At 67.4% G+C, this 19,308-nt stretch carries 15 protein-coding genes and 1 other RNA gene; 12 read left to right on the top strand and 4 right to left on the bottom strand.

Annotated features, from left to right (window positions below):
• The first annotated feature begins 2 nt into the window (after positions 1–2).
• From ASD37_RS17700 to ASD37_RS17690, 4 genes are all read left to right on the top strand, one after another.
• Positions 3–950: an NAD(P)/FAD-dependent oxidoreductase gene (locus ASD37_RS17700; RefSeq protein ID WP_056555349.1), complete on the top strand. Its 948-nt coding sequence runs from the start codon at positions 3–5 to the stop codon at positions 948–950.
• The gene (locus ASD37_RS17695; RefSeq protein WP_056555347.1) at positions 937–1,572 is read left to right on the top strand and encodes a cyclopropane-fatty-acyl-phospholipid synthase family protein; all 636 of its coding nucleotides are present in this window, start codon (positions 937–939) and stop codon (positions 1,570–1,572) included. The genes ASD37_RS17700 and ASD37_RS17695 overlap by 14 nt, the downstream gene beginning before the upstream one ends.
• Before the next feature lie 117 nt (positions 1,573–1,689).
• Positions 1,690–2,087: RNase P RNA component class A (gene rnpB / locus ASD37_RS20250), an RNA gene on the top strand.
• A gap of 107 nt (positions 2,088–2,194) precedes the next feature.
• Positions 2,195–3,304 carry a hypothetical protein gene (locus tag ASD37_RS17690; protein WP_056554023.1) on the top strand — a complete coding sequence of 370 codons (1,110 nt, stop codon included), beginning with the start codon at positions 2,195–2,197 and terminating at the stop codon, positions 3,302–3,304.
• Between the two features lie 10 nt (positions 3,305–3,314).
• On the opposite strand, the gene ASD37_RS17685 is transcribed toward ASD37_RS17690, so the two are convergent.
• The gene (locus ASD37_RS17685; RefSeq protein ID WP_056555344.1) at positions 3,315–4,832 is read right to left on the bottom strand and encodes a CYTH and CHAD domain-containing protein; all 1,518 of its coding nucleotides are present in this window, start codon (positions 4,830–4,832) and stop codon (positions 3,315–3,317) included.
• 108 nt (positions 4,833–4,940) lie between these two features.
• On the opposite strand from ASD37_RS17685, the gene ASD37_RS17680 reads away from it, so the two are divergent.
• Positions 4,941–5,720: an enoyl-CoA hydratase/isomerase family protein gene (locus ASD37_RS17680; RefSeq protein ID WP_056554020.1), complete on the top strand. Its 780-nt coding sequence runs from the start codon at positions 4,941–4,943 to the stop codon at positions 5,718–5,720.
• On the opposite strand, the gene panB is transcribed toward ASD37_RS17680, so the two are convergent.
• Positions 5,721–6,599 (bottom strand): 3-methyl-2-oxobutanoate hydroxymethyltransferase, encoded by an 879-nt coding sequence (panB, locus tag ASD37_RS17675; protein ID WP_056554017.1) that lies wholly within the window; start codon positions 6,597–6,599, stop codon positions 5,721–5,723.
• Positions 6,600–6,754: 155 nt separating this feature from the next.
• Here panB and ASD37_RS17670 point away from each other — a divergent pair, with 155 nt between their 5' ends.
• The 7 genes from ASD37_RS17670 (at position 6,755) to ASD37_RS17640 (ending at position 17,265) form a co-directional block, all read left to right on the top strand.
• A complete protein-coding gene (locus tag ASD37_RS17670) occupies positions 6,755–8,146 on the top strand; it encodes a wax ester/triacylglycerol synthase family O-acyltransferase (protein ID WP_056554014.1) in 1,392 nt (463 codons plus the stop codon).
• Between the two features lie 44 nt (positions 8,147–8,190).
• A complete protein-coding gene (locus ASD37_RS17665) occupies positions 8,191–9,699 on the top strand; it encodes an alpha/beta hydrolase (RefSeq protein WP_056554012.1) in 1,509 nt (502 codons plus the stop codon).
• A gap of 88 nt (positions 9,700–9,787) precedes the next feature.
• Positions 9,788–11,317, top strand: coding sequence for an alpha/beta hydrolase (locus ASD37_RS17660; protein WP_056554010.1), 1,530 nt, complete (start codon positions 9,788–9,790; stop codon positions 11,315–11,317).
• Positions 11,318–11,399: 82 nt separating this feature from the next.
• On the top strand, positions 11,400–12,740 hold the full coding sequence (gene glnA, locus ASD37_RS17655; RefSeq protein WP_056554007.1) for a type I glutamate--ammonia ligase: 1,341 nt from the start codon (positions 11,400–11,402) through the stop codon (positions 12,738–12,740).
• Between the two features lie 48 nt (positions 12,741–12,788).
• A complete protein-coding gene (locus ASD37_RS17650; protein WP_056554003.1) occupies positions 12,789–15,740 on the top strand; it encodes a bifunctional [glutamine synthetase] adenylyltransferase/[glutamine synthetase]-adenylyl-L-tyrosine phosphorylase in 2,952 nt (983 codons plus the stop codon).
• Positions 15,737–16,408: a PaaI family thioesterase gene (locus ASD37_RS17645; protein ID WP_056554000.1), complete on the top strand. Its 672-nt coding sequence runs from the start codon at positions 15,737–15,739 to the stop codon at positions 16,406–16,408. The genes ASD37_RS17650 and ASD37_RS17645 overlap by 4 nt, the downstream gene beginning before the upstream one ends.
• Positions 16,405–17,265 carry a TIGR03619 family F420-dependent LLM class oxidoreductase gene (locus ASD37_RS17640; protein WP_056555342.1) on the top strand — a complete coding sequence of 287 codons (861 nt, stop codon included), beginning with the start codon at positions 16,405–16,407 and terminating at the stop codon, positions 17,263–17,265. Before ASD37_RS17645 ends, ASD37_RS17640 begins: the two co-directional genes overlap by 4 nt.
• Positions 17,266–17,277: 12 nt before the next feature.
• On the opposite strand, the gene ASD37_RS17635 is transcribed toward ASD37_RS17640, so the two are convergent.
• Together ASD37_RS17635 and glnA (ASD37_RS17630) are read right to left on the bottom strand one after the other, a co-directional pair.
• Complete coding sequence (locus tag ASD37_RS17635; protein ID WP_056553997.1) at positions 17,278–17,709, bottom strand: DoxX family protein; 432 nt, start codon at positions 17,707–17,709, stop codon at positions 17,278–17,280.
• A 137-nt stretch (positions 17,710–17,846) separates the two neighbouring features.
• Positions 17,847–19,283 carry a type I glutamate--ammonia ligase gene (gene glnA / locus ASD37_RS17630; protein ID WP_056553995.1) on the bottom strand — a complete coding sequence of 479 codons (1,437 nt, stop codon included), beginning with the start codon at positions 19,281–19,283 and terminating at the stop codon, positions 17,847–17,849.
• Between the last annotated feature and the right edge of the window lie 25 nt (positions 19,284–19,308).

Raw genomic sequence — 19,308 nt, 5'->3', positions numbered from 1 at the left:
CCATGGACGTCACGGAATGGGATTGCGTCGTCATCGGCGGCGGAGCGGCAGGTCTGAGCGCGGCACTCGTGTTGGGCCGCGCCCGGCGCCGCACGCTCGTCGTCGACGCGGGCCGTCAAAGCAACCTGCCCGCACACGGAATCGGCGGACTCCTCGGCCACGACGGTCGACCCCCGGCAGAGTTATATGCAATGGGCCGTGCGGAACTCGCGCAGTACCCCACCGTCGAGGTGCGGCCCGGTGAGGTCACCACAGGCGTGGCCGACGGCGCCGGCTTCACGCTTGGCCTCGCTGACGGCAGCCACGTCCACACCAGGCGAGTGCTGTTGGCCACGGGCATGGACTACGTGGCACCACCGATCCCTGGGCTGACCGAACTGTGGGGACGGTCGGCGTTCCACTGCCCGTTCTGCCACGGGTGGGAGGCCCGCGACCAACCGCTAGCCGTGTTGGCCAGCGGCGAGCGCGCCGTGCACATGGCGCTGATGCTGCGCGGGTGGACCGACGACGTCGTCATACTCACCAACGGCCCAGCCGGTTTCACCGCCGACGTGCCGACAGACGAACGCGAAATCGCCGGATTCGTCTCCGAGGCAGGCGAACTGGTCGCCGTGGAGTTCGCCGACGGCGACCGGCTGGCCCGCCGCGGCGTCCTGGTGGCGGCAACCTTGCGACAGCGGAGCGACCTGGCCGCCCAACTCGGCGTCGCGATGGCGCCACCGGGACCCGTCGCCGAAGATGCCGTCGCCGTCGACGCGTTCCACCGCACCTCGGTACCCGGCGTGTTCGCCGCCGGCGATCTCAGCGCGTCGATGCCACAGGTCGCCGCGGCGATCGCGGCGGGCTCGCTGAGCGCCGCGGCCGTCGTCCAAAGTCTGCTCGCCGACGACGTCGGCCTGCCCGTGCCACCATGGCCCAACCAGAAGGAGAATGCCGATGTCACAGCATGACGATCAGAATGCCCAGGAGTTCTGGGAAGCGCATTACGGAGAGCGCGAACGCATTTGGAGCGGCCGGGTCAACGCCCAGCTGCCCGGCATCCTCGCCGGCGTCGAGCCCGGCCGGGCTCTCGACCTCGGCTGCGGCGAGGGAGGCGACGCCGTCTGGCTGGCCGAGAACGGCTGGCAGGTGAAGGCGGTCGACATCTCCGACACGGCCATCGGGCGCGCTGCCGCCGCGGCCGACGCGCGAGGAGTCCGCGATCGCATCCAGTTCGAACGCCACGACCTCTCGGACACCTTTCCCGAGGGCACCTTCGACCTGATCTCTGCGCAGTTCCTGCACTCCACGGTGCGCCTGGAGCGGCCCCAGATTCTGCGCAACGCGGCCGACGCCGTGGCCCCCGGCGGCAGGCTCGTCATCGTCGACCACGCCGCACCGCCGCCGTTCTCGAAGAAGGTCCCGCACGACCACCCGTTCCCCAGCCCCGAGGAGGTGCTCGCCGAGCTCGACCTGCCGGACGCACAGTGGGAGAGGGCCCGCGTCGACGTCGTGGAACGTGACGGCACCGACCCCGACGATCAGCCGTTCACGTGGCGCGACAACGTGATGGTGCTGCGGCGCCGCGCCTGAGCGTCGGCGTCCACTCGGCGTCCACTGCGGGAAAGTGCGAGTAGCCGTGACGGCCACCGCAGAGTCGGGCCGGTGCCAGCCTCGGCCCGACTCGCGGAGTACGGTGATCAGCGCGGACGAGTTGGCCGGGCGGCCGCGGCATCCAGGTTCGCCTGGACGTCGAGGAAAGTCCGGACTTCACAGAGCAGGGTGATTGCCAACGGCAATCCGAGGTGACTCGCGGGAAAGTGCCACAGAAAACAGACCGCCACCCCCGGGTGGTAAGGGTGAAACGGTGCGGTAAGAGCGCACCAGCATTCCGGGTGACCGGAGTGGCTAGGCAAACCCCACCCGAAGCAAGGCCAAGAAGGCCGCAACCTCGTTGTGGCTGCGCAGACGTTCGAGGGCTGCTCGCCCGAGCCTGCGGGTAGGCCGCTCGAGGCACCCGGTGACGGTGTGTCCAGATGGATGGTCGCCGCCGTGCCGTCAGTCATGACGGCACGGAACAGAATCCGGCTTACAGGCCAACTCGTCCGCCCCCCTTGGCCTGAAAGATCAACTGGTCGACGTGTCGGGTCGCCGGAATCGGGCCACAAGTGTAGAAACCGTCCCGCCGGTCGGGAGCCGCGCTAGGTTGCGACGCATGGGGGCTTCTGTTATCGATGTAATTCCGTCCGACCAGTATCGTGCCCGCGCCGTACTCGCCACCCCGAAGGGCAAGTTCACCGCGCTGGTCGAGTCGAACACCTCGCTCGATCAAGGGGCGACTGGCTGGGTTGCCGCGCTCACTCCGCTGGCGATGAAGATGCGATCTCCCATCCACACCAACGCCGTCGTCGACGAAGAGTTCTCGACAAACCTGATTGAGGTGCAGCGGCTTCTGGCTTCGTGGTATCACGACCTTCATCCCGTACCGGTGGAAGCACCTACGCGCCGCCTCGAGGCCCCCGCGGGCCGCGGGATCGGGTCGTTCTTCTCAGGTGGAGTCGATTCGTTCTACTCAGCCCTCGCACCCGAAGTCACCCACCTGGTGTTCGTTCACGGCTTCGACATCCGCATCGACGACAACGTGTTGGCCGAGAAGGCGTTGTCCAGTGTCCGGAAGGCCGCCCGCGAGTTGGGCAAGGAGCTGATTGAAGTTCGGACGAACATCCGAGGATTCAGCGACCGATCATCGCATTGGGGATACCGATATCACGGCGCGGCGATGGCCCACATCGGCCATCTGCTCGCCGAACATCTCGAGACGGTCTACTTTCCGTCGTCGTATGACGACGGCACGTTGATGCCGTGGGGCAGCCACCCCCAACTAGACCACTTGTGGTCGAGTTCCTGCGTGCGGTTCGTGCATCACGGTTTGTCGGCTCGCCGGGTGCAGAAGATCATGCGGCTGGTCGACTGCGCTCCGGCGATGGAACATCTCCGTGTGTGCTGGCTTCATCCCGACAGCGTGTACAACTGCGGCAAATGTGAAAAGTGCATCCGTACCGTGATAAGCCTGCAAGTCGCCGGCGGTGCGGGCCGGTGCCGAACGTTGCCCGCGGCCGTGCCCGTCGAGGAGATCGCGAAACTACCGATCACCAATCACGGCAGTCTCGTTTTCGCGGAACAGAATCTGGAAGCACTGCGGGAGTCGGGCCGCAACGATCCCGAGCTCGAGGAGGCGTTGGAGCAGTGCATTCACCGCGGGCACCGGCGTGAGGCGAGACGCGAACGGCTGTCCAATCTCGTGGCGCCCCTGACCCGAAGATGATCCCTCGCCCCTAGCCGGCGGCGCGCGCCGCCTTCTTGAGCTGGGTGAGCGCCGCGTCGAGCTGCTCCTCGGCCCGCCGGGCGATCTCCGACTCGAGCTGGAACAGCACGCCGTAGGTGAAGGTGTCCTCGCCCGCTTGGTGCGCCGTCACCGCCTCCTCGGACAAGTGCGTGCGACTGACGACGCTGTCCTGGTGATCCCCGAGCAGCGACTGGATCGACTTGGCCTTGTCGGCCACCTCGTCCTCACCGAGAGCCGACGCCGTGTAGCGAAGCTGCTTGGCGCGTTTGCGGATCGCGTGCAGCGCCTCGTCGGCGTCCTCGGGGGAGACCGTCTCGTCCGCGGCGGCGGCCTCGGCCTTCTTCGCGGACTTGCGAAGCTTGCGATAGGCCGCGGCGACGGTGACCGGCTCGTGCGCCGCACCGCTCTGCGTCGGCACCGGCTCCGCGGTGAGCAGCGCCTCGAGACCGTCGAGCAGCCGGAAGTAGCGCTCCGAGCGCATCGCCACCAACGACCGCTTCCAGCCGGCGCGATACCGCCGTTTCGCACCCTCGACGAGCCGTTCCCGGACCGGTCCCCGAATGAGCTCGGCGGGCAACTCCTCGAGCACGGTCTCGTACTTCTCGGCCAGCACCTCTGCGTCGCGGGCGCCCCCGAGGATTCCGGCCAACACCCGAAGCTCCTCGAGCAGCCAGGAATCGTCGGCGATGCCGAACGACTCCTCGGAGGCGCGCAGCAGGCTGCGGATCTTGCGCGTGGTCACCCGCATCTGGTGAACGGAGTCCCAGGCGTCGGCTCGAACTGCCCTGTCCCACACCAGAAGTTGCTCGACCTGCTCGGCCACGGCGCGGTGCACCGGATCATCGGAACGCGGCACCGACTCGGCCGCGGGAGTGCGCAGCACCTTCGCCAGCTTCGAGCCGTGCCCGGCGGGTTCGGCGCCCGCGTCGAACAGTCGATTGGCCAGTCGGTCGAGCAACGCCGCGCCGCCGTCGGAACCGGCGTCGCCCAGGAGTTCGAGTTCCCACTCCCGCCACTCCTGGGGCTCGTCGTCGCCCTCCGCCGATGCCCGGACGCTGTCGTCGCAGAACTCGGCCAGCGCCTGACCCTCCGGCCCGTACAACACGTCGACGGTCCGGCTGGTCGAGATTCGCGCGACCGGGCGAATCGGCCGGTCCCGCACGATCGCCAGCACGACGTCGCGCAACTCGTCGGGCACCGTGTCGTCGGGGGCGCCCGAATCGTCGAGCGGGGTGCGGACCTCGGTCCTCGCGTCCGCACCTGCGGGAAGCTTCAGATGCCAGCCCGCGTCGGGGCCACCGGTGCGGCGGCGCAACGTGATCCGATGCCTGGCCAGATCCTGATCCGGGGTGTCGTAGTAGACGGCGTCGAGCTGCTGAACGGGGGAGCGTTCCACCGTCGCCACGGTGGACAGCCCGCCGAACGACGGAGACACGGTGGCTGGGGTGACCGCAAACTTGCGTTCGACCTCCGTGTGGCGCGACGGTTTGCGCTTTTGGGCTGGCATCTTCACCTTCGGCTCGATTATGACGTTGGTGAACAGGTTGCCACATCAAGGTGAACGAACGGCCGCACGAGCCCCAGCCCCCGTCGACGGGTGCGATAACGTCTCGCCATGCCCGAATTCGAAACGCTGAAGTTCGCCCGGTCCGGACCCGTGATCAGCATCGTTCTGGCTCGACCCGAGGCCGCGAACGGCATGAACGCCACGCTGACCCGCGAGCTCGCCGAGGTCGCCGCACTCTGCGACGACGACACCGCCAAGGTGGTCACACTCACCGGTGAAGGCAGGTTCTTCTGTGCGGGAGGCGATCTCAAGGCAGTCGCCTCCGCCGACAGCCCCGGAGCGTACGTCAACGGCATGGCCGAGGACCTGCACCGCGCGATGTCGACCTTCGCCAGGATGGACGCGGTGTTGATCACGGCGGTCAACGGTGTCGCCGCAGGCGCGGGCTTCCCACTCGCGGTGTCCGGCGACCTGGTGCTGGCAGCCGAGTCGGCGTCGTTCACGATGGCCTACACGAAGGCCGGCCTCAGCCCGGACGGCGGCTCGTCCTACCTGCTGCCCCGCCTGATCGGACTCCGCAAGACCCAGGAACTGATGATCACCAACCGCGTGCTCACCTCCGCCGAGGCGGCGCAGTGGGGGCTGGTCACCACCGTCGTCCCCGACGCCGAACTGCCCGCCGCGCTCGACGAGCTTGCCGCCCGAACCGCTTCTGGGGCAAGGAATTCCAACGCCGCAGTCAAAGAGCTGCTGCTGACGGCCTACGCGGAGAGCTTCGAAGACCAGGTGGCCCGCGAAGCGCGGTTGATCTCCGAATGCGCCGATTCGGCCGACGGCAAGGAAGGCGTCGCCGCGTTCCTCGGCAAGCGCAGGCCCGACTTCGCCTAGCTAGAAGGAGTGCTCCTCGGCCGGGAACGCTCCGGTCGCCACGTCGGCGGCGTATTGCGTTGCCGCGCGGCGCAATTCGTCACCGACGGCACCGAACTGCTTGACGAACTTCGCGGTGCGGCCCGCCGTCATCCCGGCCATGTCCTGCCAGACGAGGACCTGGGAATCGCAGTTCGGCCCCGCGCCGATACCGATCGTCGGAATGGTCAGCTTGCCGGTGATCTGGGTGGCCAACTCGGCGGGAACCATTTCCAGCACGACGGCTATCGCTCCCGCCTCGGCGACGGCGATGGCGTCGTGGACGGTCTGCTCGGCGGCGTCACCCCGGCCCTGGACGCGGAAACCGCCGAGTCCGTTGACGCTCTGAGGCGTGAACCCGATGTGCGCCACCACCGGTATGCCGGCCTGCGTCAGGGTCGCGATCTGCTCGGCGACCCGCTCGCCGCCTTCGAGCTTCACCGCGGCAGCACCGGTTTCCTTCATGAAGCGCGTCGCGGTGGCCAAGGCCTGCTGCGGACCGGCCTCGTAGCTGCCGAACGGAAGATCGGCCACCACCAGCGCGTGCGGGGCGCCCCGCACCACGCCGCGCACCAGGGGGATCAATTCGTCGGCCGTGACGGGCACCGTGGTGTCGTAGCCGTAGACCACGTTCGCCGCTGAATCGCCGACCAGCAAGACGGGGATCTCGGCCTCGTCGAAGATGCGCGCGGTGGAGTAGTCGTAGGCCGTCAGCATGGCCCACTTGTGGCCCTCGGACTTCCACTTCAACAGGTGGTGAGTGCGGACTTTGGTCCGCGGAGCTTGCGGAGCGGCCGATTCGGCCGAAGTACGCGCAACTGGAGAATCGGTGGCAGCACCGTAAACCGTCATTTCAGACATCGTCGTCCTCAATCTCGTCGATTCATTCCTCGAGGCCCATCCGGGTCCCCGGGTCATCTGACACAGCAAGTGTGTCACCCCGACCGGAGAAGGTGAACCGTCGATCGAGTGCAGTTCCTCACACCCGAACCGCTAGCGGGCCTAACATCAGCGACATGCAACGGCTCAGCGGACTCGACGCCAGCTTCCTCTACCTCGAAACCGCCGCACAGCCACTACACGTGTGCTCGATCCTGGAGATCGACACGTCGACCATTCCCGGCGGCTACAGCTTCGACCGCATGCGCGACGCCCTGAACCTGCGCATCAAGGCCATGCCCGAGTTCCGGGAGAAGCTCGCCGACAACCGGTTCAACCTCGACCATCCGGTGCGGGTGGAGGACAAGGACTTCGACGTCGACCGGCACCTGCACCGCATCGGGCTTCCGGCACCTGGCGGACGGGTCGAATTGGGTGAGATCTGCGGGCACATCGCCTCGCTGACCCTGGACCGCAGCAAGCCACTGTGGGAGATGTGGATCATCGAGAACGTGGCGGGCACCGATCCGCACGACGGCGGCCGGCTCGCCATCCTCACCAAGGTGCATCACGCCAGCGTCGACGGCGTCACCGGGGCCAACCTGATGTCGCAGCTGTGCACCACCGAAGCCGACGCACCCGCACCCGAGCCCGTCAAGGGCGTGGGTGGCGGAACGGACCTCGAGATCGCCGTCAGCGGCGCATTCAAGTTCGCCACCCGGCCGTTGAGCCTGGCCAACGTGGTGCCCGCGACGCTGTCGACCGTGGTCGACACGGTCCGTCGGGCACGCAACGGTCTGACGATGGCGGCACCCTTTGCGGCGCCCAAGACCCGGTTCAACGCGACGGTCACCGGACGCCGCAACGTCGCGTTCGCCCAACTCGACCTCGAGGACGTCAAGACCGTCAAGAACCACTTCGGCGTCAAGGTCAACGACGTCGTGATGGCGTTGGTGGCCGGGGTGTTGCGGCGGTTCCTGCTCGACCGTGACGAACTTCCCGACAGCACGTTGGTGGCGATGGTCCCGGTGTCGGTGCACGACAAGTCGGACCGCCCCGGCCGCAACCAGGTCTCCGGCATGTTCGCCAGCCTGTACACCGACATGGACGACGCGGGTGAGCGGCTGCGGGCGATCGCCGGCGCGAACTCCGTTGCCAAACAACATAGTGCGGCAATCGGGGCGACGCTGCTGCAGGACTGGTCGCAGTTCGCGGCGCCCGCGGTGTTCGGCGTCGCGATGCGCGTCTACGCCTCGAGTCGGCTGACGAGTGCGGTGCCGGTGCACAACCTGGTGGTGTCCAACGTGCCGGGACCACAGGTGCCGCTGTACTTCCTGGGTGCACAGGTCAACGCCATGTATCCGCTGGGACCGATCTTCCACGGATCGGGGCTCAACATCACCGTGATGTCGCTGAACGGCACACTCGACGTCGGCCTGATTTCCTGCCCCGAACTGCTTCCCGATCTGTGGGACATGGCCGACGACTTCGAGGTGGCGCTCAAGGAGTTGTTGGACGCCACTCGGTAACACCCTCAACTGGGCCGACGACGCGTCATGGCAGCATGACAGCCATGAACCTCAGACGCGGGGTCCTCGCGGCCGTCCTAGTGGTGTTGCTGGTGGCCGGCTGCAGCACGGTGGTCGACGGACGTGGCGTCATCGCCACGCCGAGGCCGGGCACCCCGATCGACTGGTCGCAATGTGACGTCGCGGCGTCGGACGTCCGCATCCCGGCGGGCGCCGAATGCGGAAAGCTCTCGGTACCGGTCGATTACACGAAGCCCGACGGTGACGTGGCGCGCCTGGCGATGATCCGCTTCAAGGCGACCGGGGACAAGATCGGTTCACTCATCATCAATCCCGGCGGGCCCGGCGAGTCGGGTGTCGGAGCGGCGGCCTCCTTGGTTGGCGCGATGCCTCCCTCCATTCGTGAACGCTTCGACCTCGTCGGCTTCGATCCCCGCGGAGTCGGCGCGTCGACGCCGGCGGTGTGGTGCAACTCAGATGCCGACAACGACAGGCAACGCGCCGACGACCAGGTCGACTACACCCCAGAAGGTGTCGCCCACATCGAATCCGAGACCAAGGACTTCGTCGCGCGCTGCGTCGAGAAGATGGGCAACGAATTCCTCGCCAACGTCGGAACGACAAGCGTGATAAAGGATCTCGACGCCATGCGGGCGGCGCTCGGTGACCAGAAGCTGACCTACCTTGGCTACTCCTATGGCACCCGCATCGGGTCGGCGTACGCGGAGGCCTACCCGCAGAACGTTCGCGCGATGATCCTCGACGGCGCGGTCGACCCCAACGCCGACCCGGTGGAGGCCGACATCCGTCAGGCCGCCGCCTTCCAGACCGCGTTCAACGACTACGCCGCCGACTGTGGCAAGAGCCCGAACTGCCCGCTCGGAACAGACCCCGCCAAGGCGGTCGACGTCTACAAGAGCATGGTCGAGCCCTTGGTGAAGGACCCGGCCAAGACCAGGGACCCGCGCGGGCTCAGCTACAGCGACGCCATCGTCGGCACCATCCTTCCGCTCTACTCGCCGAATCTCTGGCGCCACCTCACCCAGGCACTCTCCGAGCTGAAGAACGGCTCCGGTGACACCATGCTCAAGCTCGCCGACCTCTACATGGGTCGCGACGAGGACGGGCGCTACAACAATTCGACCGACGTCCGGGTCGCGGTCAACTGCGTCGACGAGCCGCCGATCACCGACCGCAAGACCGTCGTCGACGAGGATCGCCGCGTCCGTGAGGTTGCCCCGTTCATGAGCTACGGGCAGTTCACCGGAAACGCGCCGCTTGGCACGTGCGCCTTCTGGCCGGTGCCCGCCACGTCCAAGCCACACCGAATCTCCGTCGCGGGTCTGCCTCCCGTCCTGGTGGTGTCGACGACCAACGACCCCGCGACGCCGTATCAGGCGGGCGTGGACCTCGCCAAGCAACTCGGCGGCACGCTGCTGACGTTCGACGGCACCCAGCACACCGTCGTGTTCCAGGGTGACAAGTGCGTCGACGACATCGCCGCCAAGTACCTCGTCGACGTCGTGGTGCCGCCGCCCAACTCGACCTGCTGACGCCCAGGTCACCGTCGGATCACCGTCCGGTTGCCGAGTAGTGTCTGGCCGAGCCCCACTCGGCCACCGAACACCTTTGCGTGCAACGATGTTCGCCATGTGGTTGGTGGGCAGGCTGATCGCGGCACTGCCCGCCATCGTGGTGGCGTCGACGGTGCTCGGTCCGGTGGCAACGGCGTTCCCCGAGGTTTCGCCCGAACTTCAATACGGGCAGCCCCCGGTCTGGGGGAGCTGCGCAAGCTTCCTCGGGTCCGCCGCCGCGCTGCCGACCGCGCAGTGCGGCACTGTCAGCGTGCCCGTCGACTACGCGAAACCCGAAGGGCCGCAAGCACAGTTGGCGGTCATCCGGGTGCCTGCCACCGGGGACCGGATCGGCGCGTTGATGGTCAACCCCGGCGGACCCGGGGCGTCTGCAGTCGACGCCGTCGCGGCGATGGCAGGCAGCGTCGGCGACAACGACGTCACCCGCCGCTTCGACCTGGTCGGCTTCGATCCACGCGGCGTCGGGCGCTCCACCCCGCAGGTACAGTGCCGCAGCGACGCCGACTTCGACGCCTACCGCCGCGAAGCCCTCACCGACTACAGCCCCGCCGGGGTGGCCCGCATCGAGCAGATCTATCAGCAGATCGCCCAAGAGTGCGTCGCCCGCACCGGCCAGGACTTCCTCGCCAATGTCGGCACCGCCTCCACCGTGCGCGACATGGACGTCGTCCGAGCGGCACTGGGAGAGAACCAGATCAACTACCTCGGCTACTCGTACGGAACCGAACTCGGCGCCAGATACGCCGAACTGTTCGATGACCGCGTGCGCACCATGGTCCTCGACGGCGCAGTCGACCCGGACGCCGATCCCGTCGCCGAGAACGTCCGGCAGCTCGCCGGCTTCCAGACGGCGTTCGACGACTACGCCGCCGATTGCGCGCGGTCCGTCGACTGCCCGCTCGGCCAAGACCCGACGCAGTTCGTCGCGCGCTACCACCAACTGGTCGACCCGTTGGTGCAACAGCCAGGTCCGACGTCGGACCCGCGGGGGCTCGGCTATCAGGACGCCATCACCGGCACGGTCAACGCGCTCTACACCCAGCGCTACTGGAAGTTCCTGACCAGTGGGCTGCTCGGCCTGCAGCGTGGCACCGACGCCGGTGACCTGTTGCTGCTCGCCGACGACTATCAAGAGCGCGACACCACAGGGCACTACACCAACCAGCAGGACGCGTTCTTGGCGATCAGATGCGTCGACTCGCCGTATCCGACCGACCCCGCCGTATGGGCCGAAGCCGACCGGCAGGCGCGGGCCGCCGCGCCGTTCATGGCCTACGGCGAGTTCACCGGGCTGGCTCCCAGGGACGCCTGCGCCATGTGGCCGGTGCCCCCGACGTCGGCGCCCCACGCGGCGTCGTCGCCCGGCCCCGGCAAGGTCGTCGTCGTGTCGACGACCCACGACCCGGCGACGCCGTACCAGGCCGGAGTGGACTTGGCCCGCGAAATGGACGCGTCGCTGATCACCTTCAACGGAACCCAACACACGGTCGTCTTCAACGGCGACGCCTGCGTCGACTCCGCCGTCGTCAGCTTCCTGGTCACCGCGAGCCCCCCTCCGCCGAACCTTCAGTGCTAGCCGGCCCTCTTGTTGGGTAGCTGCGCACCATATGCAGCAGGCATGTAACACGGAATTAACAGCGGGTGCCTACGCTTCGCACATGGATCGGCAGAAGGAATTCGTGCTCCGGACGCTCGAGGAGCGTGACATCCGATTCGTGCGGCTGTGGTTCACCGACGTGCTCGGATACCTCAAGTCCGTGGCGATCGCGCCTGCCGAGCTGGAGGGCGCCTTCGAAGAGGGCATCGGCTTCGACGGCTCGTCGATCGAAGGCTTCGCGCGCGTGTCGGAATCCGACACCGTCGCCCGCCCGGATCCGTCGACGTTCCAGGTGCTTCCCTGGACCACCAGCGCAGGCAAGCACCACTCCGCCCGCATGTTCTGCGACATCACCATGCCCGACGGGTCGCCCTCCTGGGCGGACTCGCGGCACGTGCTGCGCAGGCAACTGGCCAAGGCCAGCGAGCTCGGCTTCTCCTGCTACGTACACCCGGAGATCGAGTTCTTCCTTCTGCAGCCCGGTCCGTACGACGGCTCCGAGCCGGTTCCCGCCGACAACGGCGGCTACTTCGACCAGGCGGTGCACGACTCGGCCCCCAACTTCCGCAGGCACGCGATCGACGCGCTGGAGTCGATGGGTATCTCGGTGGAGTTCAGCCATCACGAGGGCGCGCCCGGCCAGCAAGAGATCGACCTGCGGTACGCCGACGCGTTGTCGATGGCGGACAACGTGATGACGTTCCGCTACGTCGTGAAGGAGGTCGCCCTCACCGAGGGCGTCCGGGCGACGTTCATGCCCAAGCCGTTCTCCGAATATCCCGGCTCGGCGATGCACACCCACATGAGCCTGTTCGAGGGTGACGCCAACGCCTTTCACACCCCCGACGACCCGCTGCAGCTCTCGGACATCGGCAAGTCGTTCATCGCCGGCATCCTCGAACACGCCAGCGAGATCAGCGCCGTCACCAATCAGTGGGTCAACTCCTACAAGCGCCTGGTGCACGGCGGCGAAGCCCCCACCGCGGCCTCGTGGGGTGCGGCCAACCGGTCGGCGCTCGTCCGGGTGCCGATGTACACGCCCCGCAAGGCGTCCTCCCGGCGCATCGAGGTGCGCAGTCCCGACTCGGCCTGCAACCCCTACCTTGCGTTCGCCGTGCTGCTGGCCGCGGGGTTGCGCGGCGTCGAGAAGAACTACGTACTCGGGCCGCAAGCCGAGGACAACGTCTGGAATCTGACTCCGGAAGAACGCCGCGCCATGGGCTACAAGGAGCTGCCGGGCAGCCTCGGCGTCGCCCTCGGGGAGATGGAGAATTCCGAGCTGGTCGCCGAAGCGCTCGGCGAGCACGTCTTCGACTTCTTCCTGCGCAACAAGCGCGCCGAGTGGGAGAACTACCGCAGCAACGTGACGCCGTACGAACTGAAGGCCTACCTGTCCCTGTAGTGCCGTCGCCAGTGCCGTGGCCGAAACCCCCTGCGTTACCTTGATGGGGTGGCAAAACCCGCGACGCAGCGCCCGACGCTGCCCAGCGTCGGCAGACTCGGATTGGTCGAACCTCCGGCGCGTGCGGACCTCGATCGGCTGGGCTGGACCACCGACGACTACGTAGAGCTGCTGTGGTCGCTGTCGCGTGCCCCCGACGCCGACACCGCGCTGAGGACGATGGTGCGTCTCGCGGACGCACTCGAGGACGGTTGGGACGAACTCAACCGCGCCCTCGTGAAGGACCGCGGGCTACGCGGCCGGCTGTTCGGCGTGCTCGGTTCGTCCCTGGCGCTCGGTGACCACCTCGTCGCGCAACCGACCTCGTGGCACCTGCTGTCGGGCCAGATCACGCTGCCGAGCGCGACCGAGCTGCGCCGCATCTTCACCGAGATGGCCGAGAACACTTCGGAGACAAACGATTTGCGGGTGCTCTACCGCGACCGGATTCTGGTGCTTGCGGCGCTCGACCTGGCCCCGACCGTCGAGAACGAACCCGTGCTGCCGTTCCCGACGGTGGGGGAGCACCTGGCCGACCTCGCCGACGCGGCGCTGGCGGCGGCGCTCGTCATCGCGAACAGGACCGTGTGCAAGGACGACACCCCACCGCGACTGGCCGTCATCGCGATGGGCAAGTGCGGTGCGCGCGAACTGAACTACGTCAGCGACGTCGACGTCATCTTCGTCTGCGAGAAGGCGGACGCCATCACCGCGAGGGTGGCCGGCGAGATGATGCGATTCGCCGGCGAGGCGTTCTTCGAAGTCGACGCCGGGCTGCGGCCCGAGGGCAAGAGCGGCGAGCTGGTTCGCACACTGGAATCCCATGTGGCGTACTACGAGCGGTGGGCCAAGACCTGGGAATTCCAGGCTCTGCTCAAGGCCCGCCCCGCCGTGGGGGACGCCGAACTCGGCGAGCAGTACGTCACGGCGCTGATGTCGATGGTGTGGGCGGCCTGCGAGCGGGAGGACTTCGTCTCCGAGGTGCAGAAGATGCGCCGCCGCGTCGAACAGCTCGTGCCCGCCGGCGTCAGGTCCCGTGAGATCAAGCTCGGCACCGGCGGTCTGCGCGACGTCGAATTCGCCGTCCAGCTGTTGCAGTTGGTCCACGGCCGCAACGACGAATCGCTGCACGTGGCGTCGACCGTCGACGCCCTCGCGGCGCTGGGGGACGGCGGCTACGTCGGCCGTGACGACGCCGCGAACATGACTGCCTCCTATGAGTTCCTGCGGCTCCTCGAGCACCGCCTGCAACTGCAGCGACTCAAGCGCACCCACATGCTCCCCGAAGCCGGTGACGAAGAGGCGATGCGATGGCTGGCCCGCGCCGCGCACATGCGCCCCGACGGTCAGCACGACTCGCTCGGCGTGCTGCGCGAGGAACTCAAGCGCCAAAGTCTGCGGGTGTCGCGCCTTCACGCCAAGCTCTTCTACCAACCTCTGCTGGAGTCCGTCGAAGGCAACGCCGTCGGACTCTTGCCCAGCATGTCGCCCGAGGCGGCCGAACGTCAGCTCGCCGCATTGGGATACGAGGGTCCGCAGAGCGCGCTGACCCACCTGGCCGCGCTGACCGGCAGCACCGGCAGACGCGGGCGGGTGCAGCAGGTGCTGCTGCCGACGCTGCTCGATTGGCTGTCCGACGCGCCGGACCCGGACGCCGGACTGCTGGCCTACCGCAGACTCAGCGACGAAATGGCCGAGCAGCGATGGTTTCTCGCCTCACTGCGCGACGAGGGTGCTGTGGCCAAGCGGCTGATGCACGTGCTCGGCACGTCGGCGTTCGTGCCAGAACTCCTGATGCGGGCACCCGAGGTGATCCGCCAGTACGCCGACGGCCCGTCGGGACCCAAGCTGCTCGAGGTCGAACCGGAGAGCCTGGCCCACGCGCTCGTCGCGTCGGCTAGCAGGCACACCGACCCGTTGCGTGCGATCGCCGCGGCGAGAACGCTGCGACGCCAAGAACTGGCCCGGCTGGCGTCGGCGGACCTGCTCGGCATGCTCGAGGTCACCGAGGTGTGCCGGGGGCTGACGTCGGTGTGGGTTGCGGTGCTGCAGGCCGCGTTGGACGTCGTCACCCGCGCCAACTCGCCGAAGGACGGCCCACCCGCCAAGATCGCCGTGATCGGCATGGGCAGGCTCGGCGGTGGGGAACTGAGCTACGGGTCCGACGCCGACGTCATGTTCGTGTGCGAACCATCGGGCGGCGCAGAGGAATCCGTTGCGGTGAAGTGGTCGGTCACCATCGCCGAACAGGTTCGCGCACTGCTGGGCACGCCGAGCGCCGACCCGCCGCTCGAGGTCGACACCAACCTGCGACCCGAGGGTCGTAGCGGGCCGCTGGTGCGCACTCTCGCGTCCTACGAGGCGTACTACGCGCGGTTCGCCCAGACCTGGGAGGTGCAGGCCCTGCTGCGGGCGCACCGCGTCGCGGGCGACGAGGACCTCGGGTACCGCTTCCTGCTGATGGCCGACAAGACCCGTTATCCATCCGGCGGGGTGTCCGCCGAAGCGGTGCAAGAGATTCGGCGGGTGAAGGCGCGCATCGACGCCGAACGCCTGCCTCGCGGCGCCGACCCGAACACGCACACCAAGCTGGGCCGCGGTGGGCTCGCCGACGTCGAGTGGACCGTCCAGCTTCTGCAACTTCGCTACGGCCACGAAATCGAGTCACTGCACAGCACGTCGACGCTGGACACCCTCAACGCCATCGGCGCCGCCGAACTGATCGCCGAGGGCGACGTCGACGTCCTACGGCAGGCCTGGTTGACCGCGACGAAGGCGCGCAACGCGCTGGTGTTGGTGCGCGGCAAGCCAACCGACCAGCTCCCCGGGCCGGGCCGCCAGCTCAACGCGGTGGCCGTCGCGGCCGGGTGGGACAACAGCGACGGCAGCGAGTTCCTCGACAACTATCTGCGGGTGACCCGACGCGCGAAGTCGGTCGTGCGACGGGTCTTCGGAGAATGAGCGCGGACTTTCCGTTCGACGTCGTCACCGCCGAGGAGTACGAGCGTCAGCAGGTGGTGCACGGTGCGCTGACCCACGCCATCCGCGAACTGATCGACGCGGGCATTCGCACTGACGTCGACGACGACACCGCCCACGAGGCCAGGGCCGCCATCGAGGCGGTCACGGCCCGGCTGCGCGGCACCCAGCGCGCCACCACGTCGACGCTGCGGCACGCCGACACCGGACGGCCCCTCGCGTGGGCGAATCCTGCGGTGGGCCTTCGCAATGCGATCGCGCCGCCGATGAACATCCACCACGAGGACGGGGGCCGGTGCTGGTCCGAGTTCGACCTCGGGTTGGCCTACGAGGGGCCACCGGGACTGGTGCACGGCGGCATCTGCGCGCTGGTGCTCGACCACCTCCTCGGAGAGGTGGCCAGCGACGGCCTGACCAAACCGTTGTTCACCGGCACCATCACCTTGCGCTATCTGCGTGGCACCCCACTCGGTGCGGTGCGCGCCGAGGCGTTCGTCGAGAGGACCGAGGGCATCAAGACCTTTGCGCGCGGGTATCTCGGCGACGCCAACGGGTGGACGGTGGAGGCCGACGGGGTGTTCATCATGCCGGCCTGGGCGAGGGATACCGGAGGGCAGGAGCGCAGCGACCCGGGGGTGTGTACGCGGTGAAGTTCTACGTCAGCCCTGCGTTCCTGCCAACCCGTGAAGTCGTCGAATTGGCAAAGGCGGCAGACGATCTCGGCTACGACGGCTTCGGGATCCCCGACCACGTGGTCAACCTGGAGAAGCTGGCAACGCCCTACCCGTACACCAAGGACGGGGAACGCCGCTGGCCGCCGTTCACCGACTGGCCGGACCCGTGGGTGCTGATCGGGGCGCTGGCCTTGGTCACCGAGCGGCTGCACTTCGTCACGACTGTGTACATCCCTGGCATGCGTGACCCGTACTCCGTGGCGAAAGCCGTTGGAACGGCGGCACATTTGGCCAATGGTCGGGTGGAGTTCGGCATCGGCGTCGGGTGGTGTTCCGAAGAGTTCGCGTTGATGGGCCAGCGCTTCGACCGGCGGGGCAAGCGCACCGACGAGATGCTCGAATTGCTTCGTGCGCTGTGGCAGCCAGGATGGGCCGAATTCGACGGGGAGTTCTATCAGACGCCGCGCCTGGAGATGGAGCCGACGCCGCCGCCCATTCCGATCTACGTCGGGGGACTGAGCGACGTCGCGCTCCGTCGGGCGGCTCGCAACGACGGCTGGATCGGTGATCTGATCACCACCGACCGCGCCATCGCGAGTGCCCGACGGCTGCGCGAACTACGCGCCGAAAACGGGCTCGGGATGGAGGATTTCACCATCCTGACCCCGCTCGTCGATGCGGTGAGCATCGCGGACTACGACCGTGCCGAAGCCGCCGGAATCACCCACATCCTGACCCAGCCGTGGATGTTCTATTCGGGCCCGGAGGCCACCACGGCGGAGAAGATCGACGGGATGAAGCGCTTCCGCAAGGACTTGGAGCTGGACCGGTGACCGGCCTCTAGGTCAGCTCCGGGTGCGGGTCGCGGACACTGCGCCCGTGCGGCGCCGAGCGTCGATGGCCCACGCGCCGCCGCCGGTGAACACCAGCAGGAAGAACGCGAAGCAGTAGAGGACCGCAGGCTCGCCACCGTCGACCAGCGGGATGACGCTCTTCGGCAGGTGCTGGGTGAAGTATGCGAAGGCCATGGTGCCCGACGCGAAGAAGGCCGCGATACGGGTGAACAAGCCGAGTCCGATGAGGACGCCGGTCACCAGCTCGATGACACCGGCGTACCAGTACGGCCAGAGACCGACGGGGGCCTGCTGTTCGGCCATCGGCCAGCCGAAGAGGTGAGAGGTGGCGTGGCACAGGAACAGCAGCGCGAAGACCACGCGGAAGATGCTCAATACGGCGGGGGCGTGGGGGGACAGTCTGGCGTCAAGATTCGTCAGCATGGCGGTGACTCTACTATCCGGACTTCGGTCCGCATAGTCGTACCTCGCGCCGACACGACGAAGCCGGGCGGAGTGAACTCCGCCCGGCTTCGTTTGCTGACTAGGCGAGCCGATTACACGTCACATCGGCGAGCCGATCACACGTCGTAATAGAGCGCGAACTCGTACGGGTGCGGCCGGATCTGGATCGGCATGATCTCGTTCTCGCGCTTGTAGGAGATCCACGTCTCGATGAGGTCCTCGGTGAACACGCCACCCTCGGTGAGGTAGTCGTGGTCTTCCTCGAGACGGTCGATCACCGCGGACAGCGACGTCGGGGCCTGAGGAATGTTCGCGGCCTCCTCGGGAGGAAGCTCGTAGAGGTCCTTGTCGACGGGCGCCAACGGCTCGATCTTCTTCTTGATGCCGTCGATGCCTGCCATCAGCATCGCCGCGAACGCCAGGTACGGGTTGCCCGAGCTGTCCGGGCAACGGAATTCGAGGCGCTTGGCCTTCGGGTTGTTGCCCGTGATCGGGATGCGGACGCACGCCGAACGGTTGCGCTGGCTGTAGACCAGGTTGATCGGAGCCTCGTAACCGGGCACCAGACGCTTGTAGGAGTTCACCGTGGGGTTGGTGAACGCCAGCAGCGACGGCGCGTGGTGCAGGATGCCGCCGATGTAGTGACGCGCCAGGTCCGACAGACCCGCGTAGCCCGACTCGTCGTGGAACAGCGGCTTGCCGTCCTTCCACAGCGACTGGTGGGCGTGCATGCCGGAACCGTTGTCACCGAACAGCGGCTTGGGCATGAAGGTGACGGTCTTGCCGTTCTTCCACGCCGTGTTCTTGATGATGTACTTGAACAGGTTCACGTCGTCGGCGGCGGCCAGCAGGGTGTCGAACTTGTAGTTGATCTCGGCCTGGCCGGCGGTGCCCACCTCGTGGTGGCCGCGCTCCAGGATGAACCCGGCGTTCTGCAGGTTGGTGGCCATTTCGTCGCGCAGGTCGACGTAGTGGTCGTAGGGCGCGACGGGGAAGTACCCGCCCTTGGGCCGGACCTTGTAGCCCAGGTTGGGGCTGCCGTCGGCTTCGAAGGGCTCGCCGGTGTTCCACCAGCCCGACTCGGAGTCGACCTCGTAGGAGGTGCCGTTGATCTTCGAGTCGAAGGTCACCGAGTCGAAGATGTAGAACTCGGCCTCGGCACCGAAGAAGCAGGTGTCGGCGATGCCGGTGCTGGTGAGGTAGTTCTCCGCCTTGCGAGCCACGTTGCGCGGGTCGCGCGAGTAGGCCTCACGGGTGAACGGGTCGTGCACGAAGAAGCTCAAGTTGAGCGTCTTGGCGTGCCGGAACGGGTCGATGCGCGCGGTGTTGGGATCCGGCAGGAGCATCATGTCGGACTCGTGGATGGACTGGAAGCCCCGCACGGACGAGCCGTCGAACGCCAAACCGTCCTCGAACACGCTGGCGTCGAACGCCGACGCGGGGATCGAGAAGTGCTGGACGACGCCCGGCAGATCGCAGAAGCGAATGTCGACGTACTCGACGTTCTCGTCCTTGATCAGCTTGAAGATGTCGTCTGCAGTCTTTTCTGGCACTGAGAATTCTCCTTTGACTGGTGAT

Origin of the sequence: Mycobacterium sp. Root135 (genome assembly GCF_001426545.1) — a bacterium.
GTDB lineage: Bacteria > Actinomycetota > Actinomycetes > Mycobacteriales > Mycobacteriaceae > Mycobacterium.
Note: the sequence above shows the minus strand (reverse complement) of the source record. Positions and strands in the feature narration are given on the sequence as shown.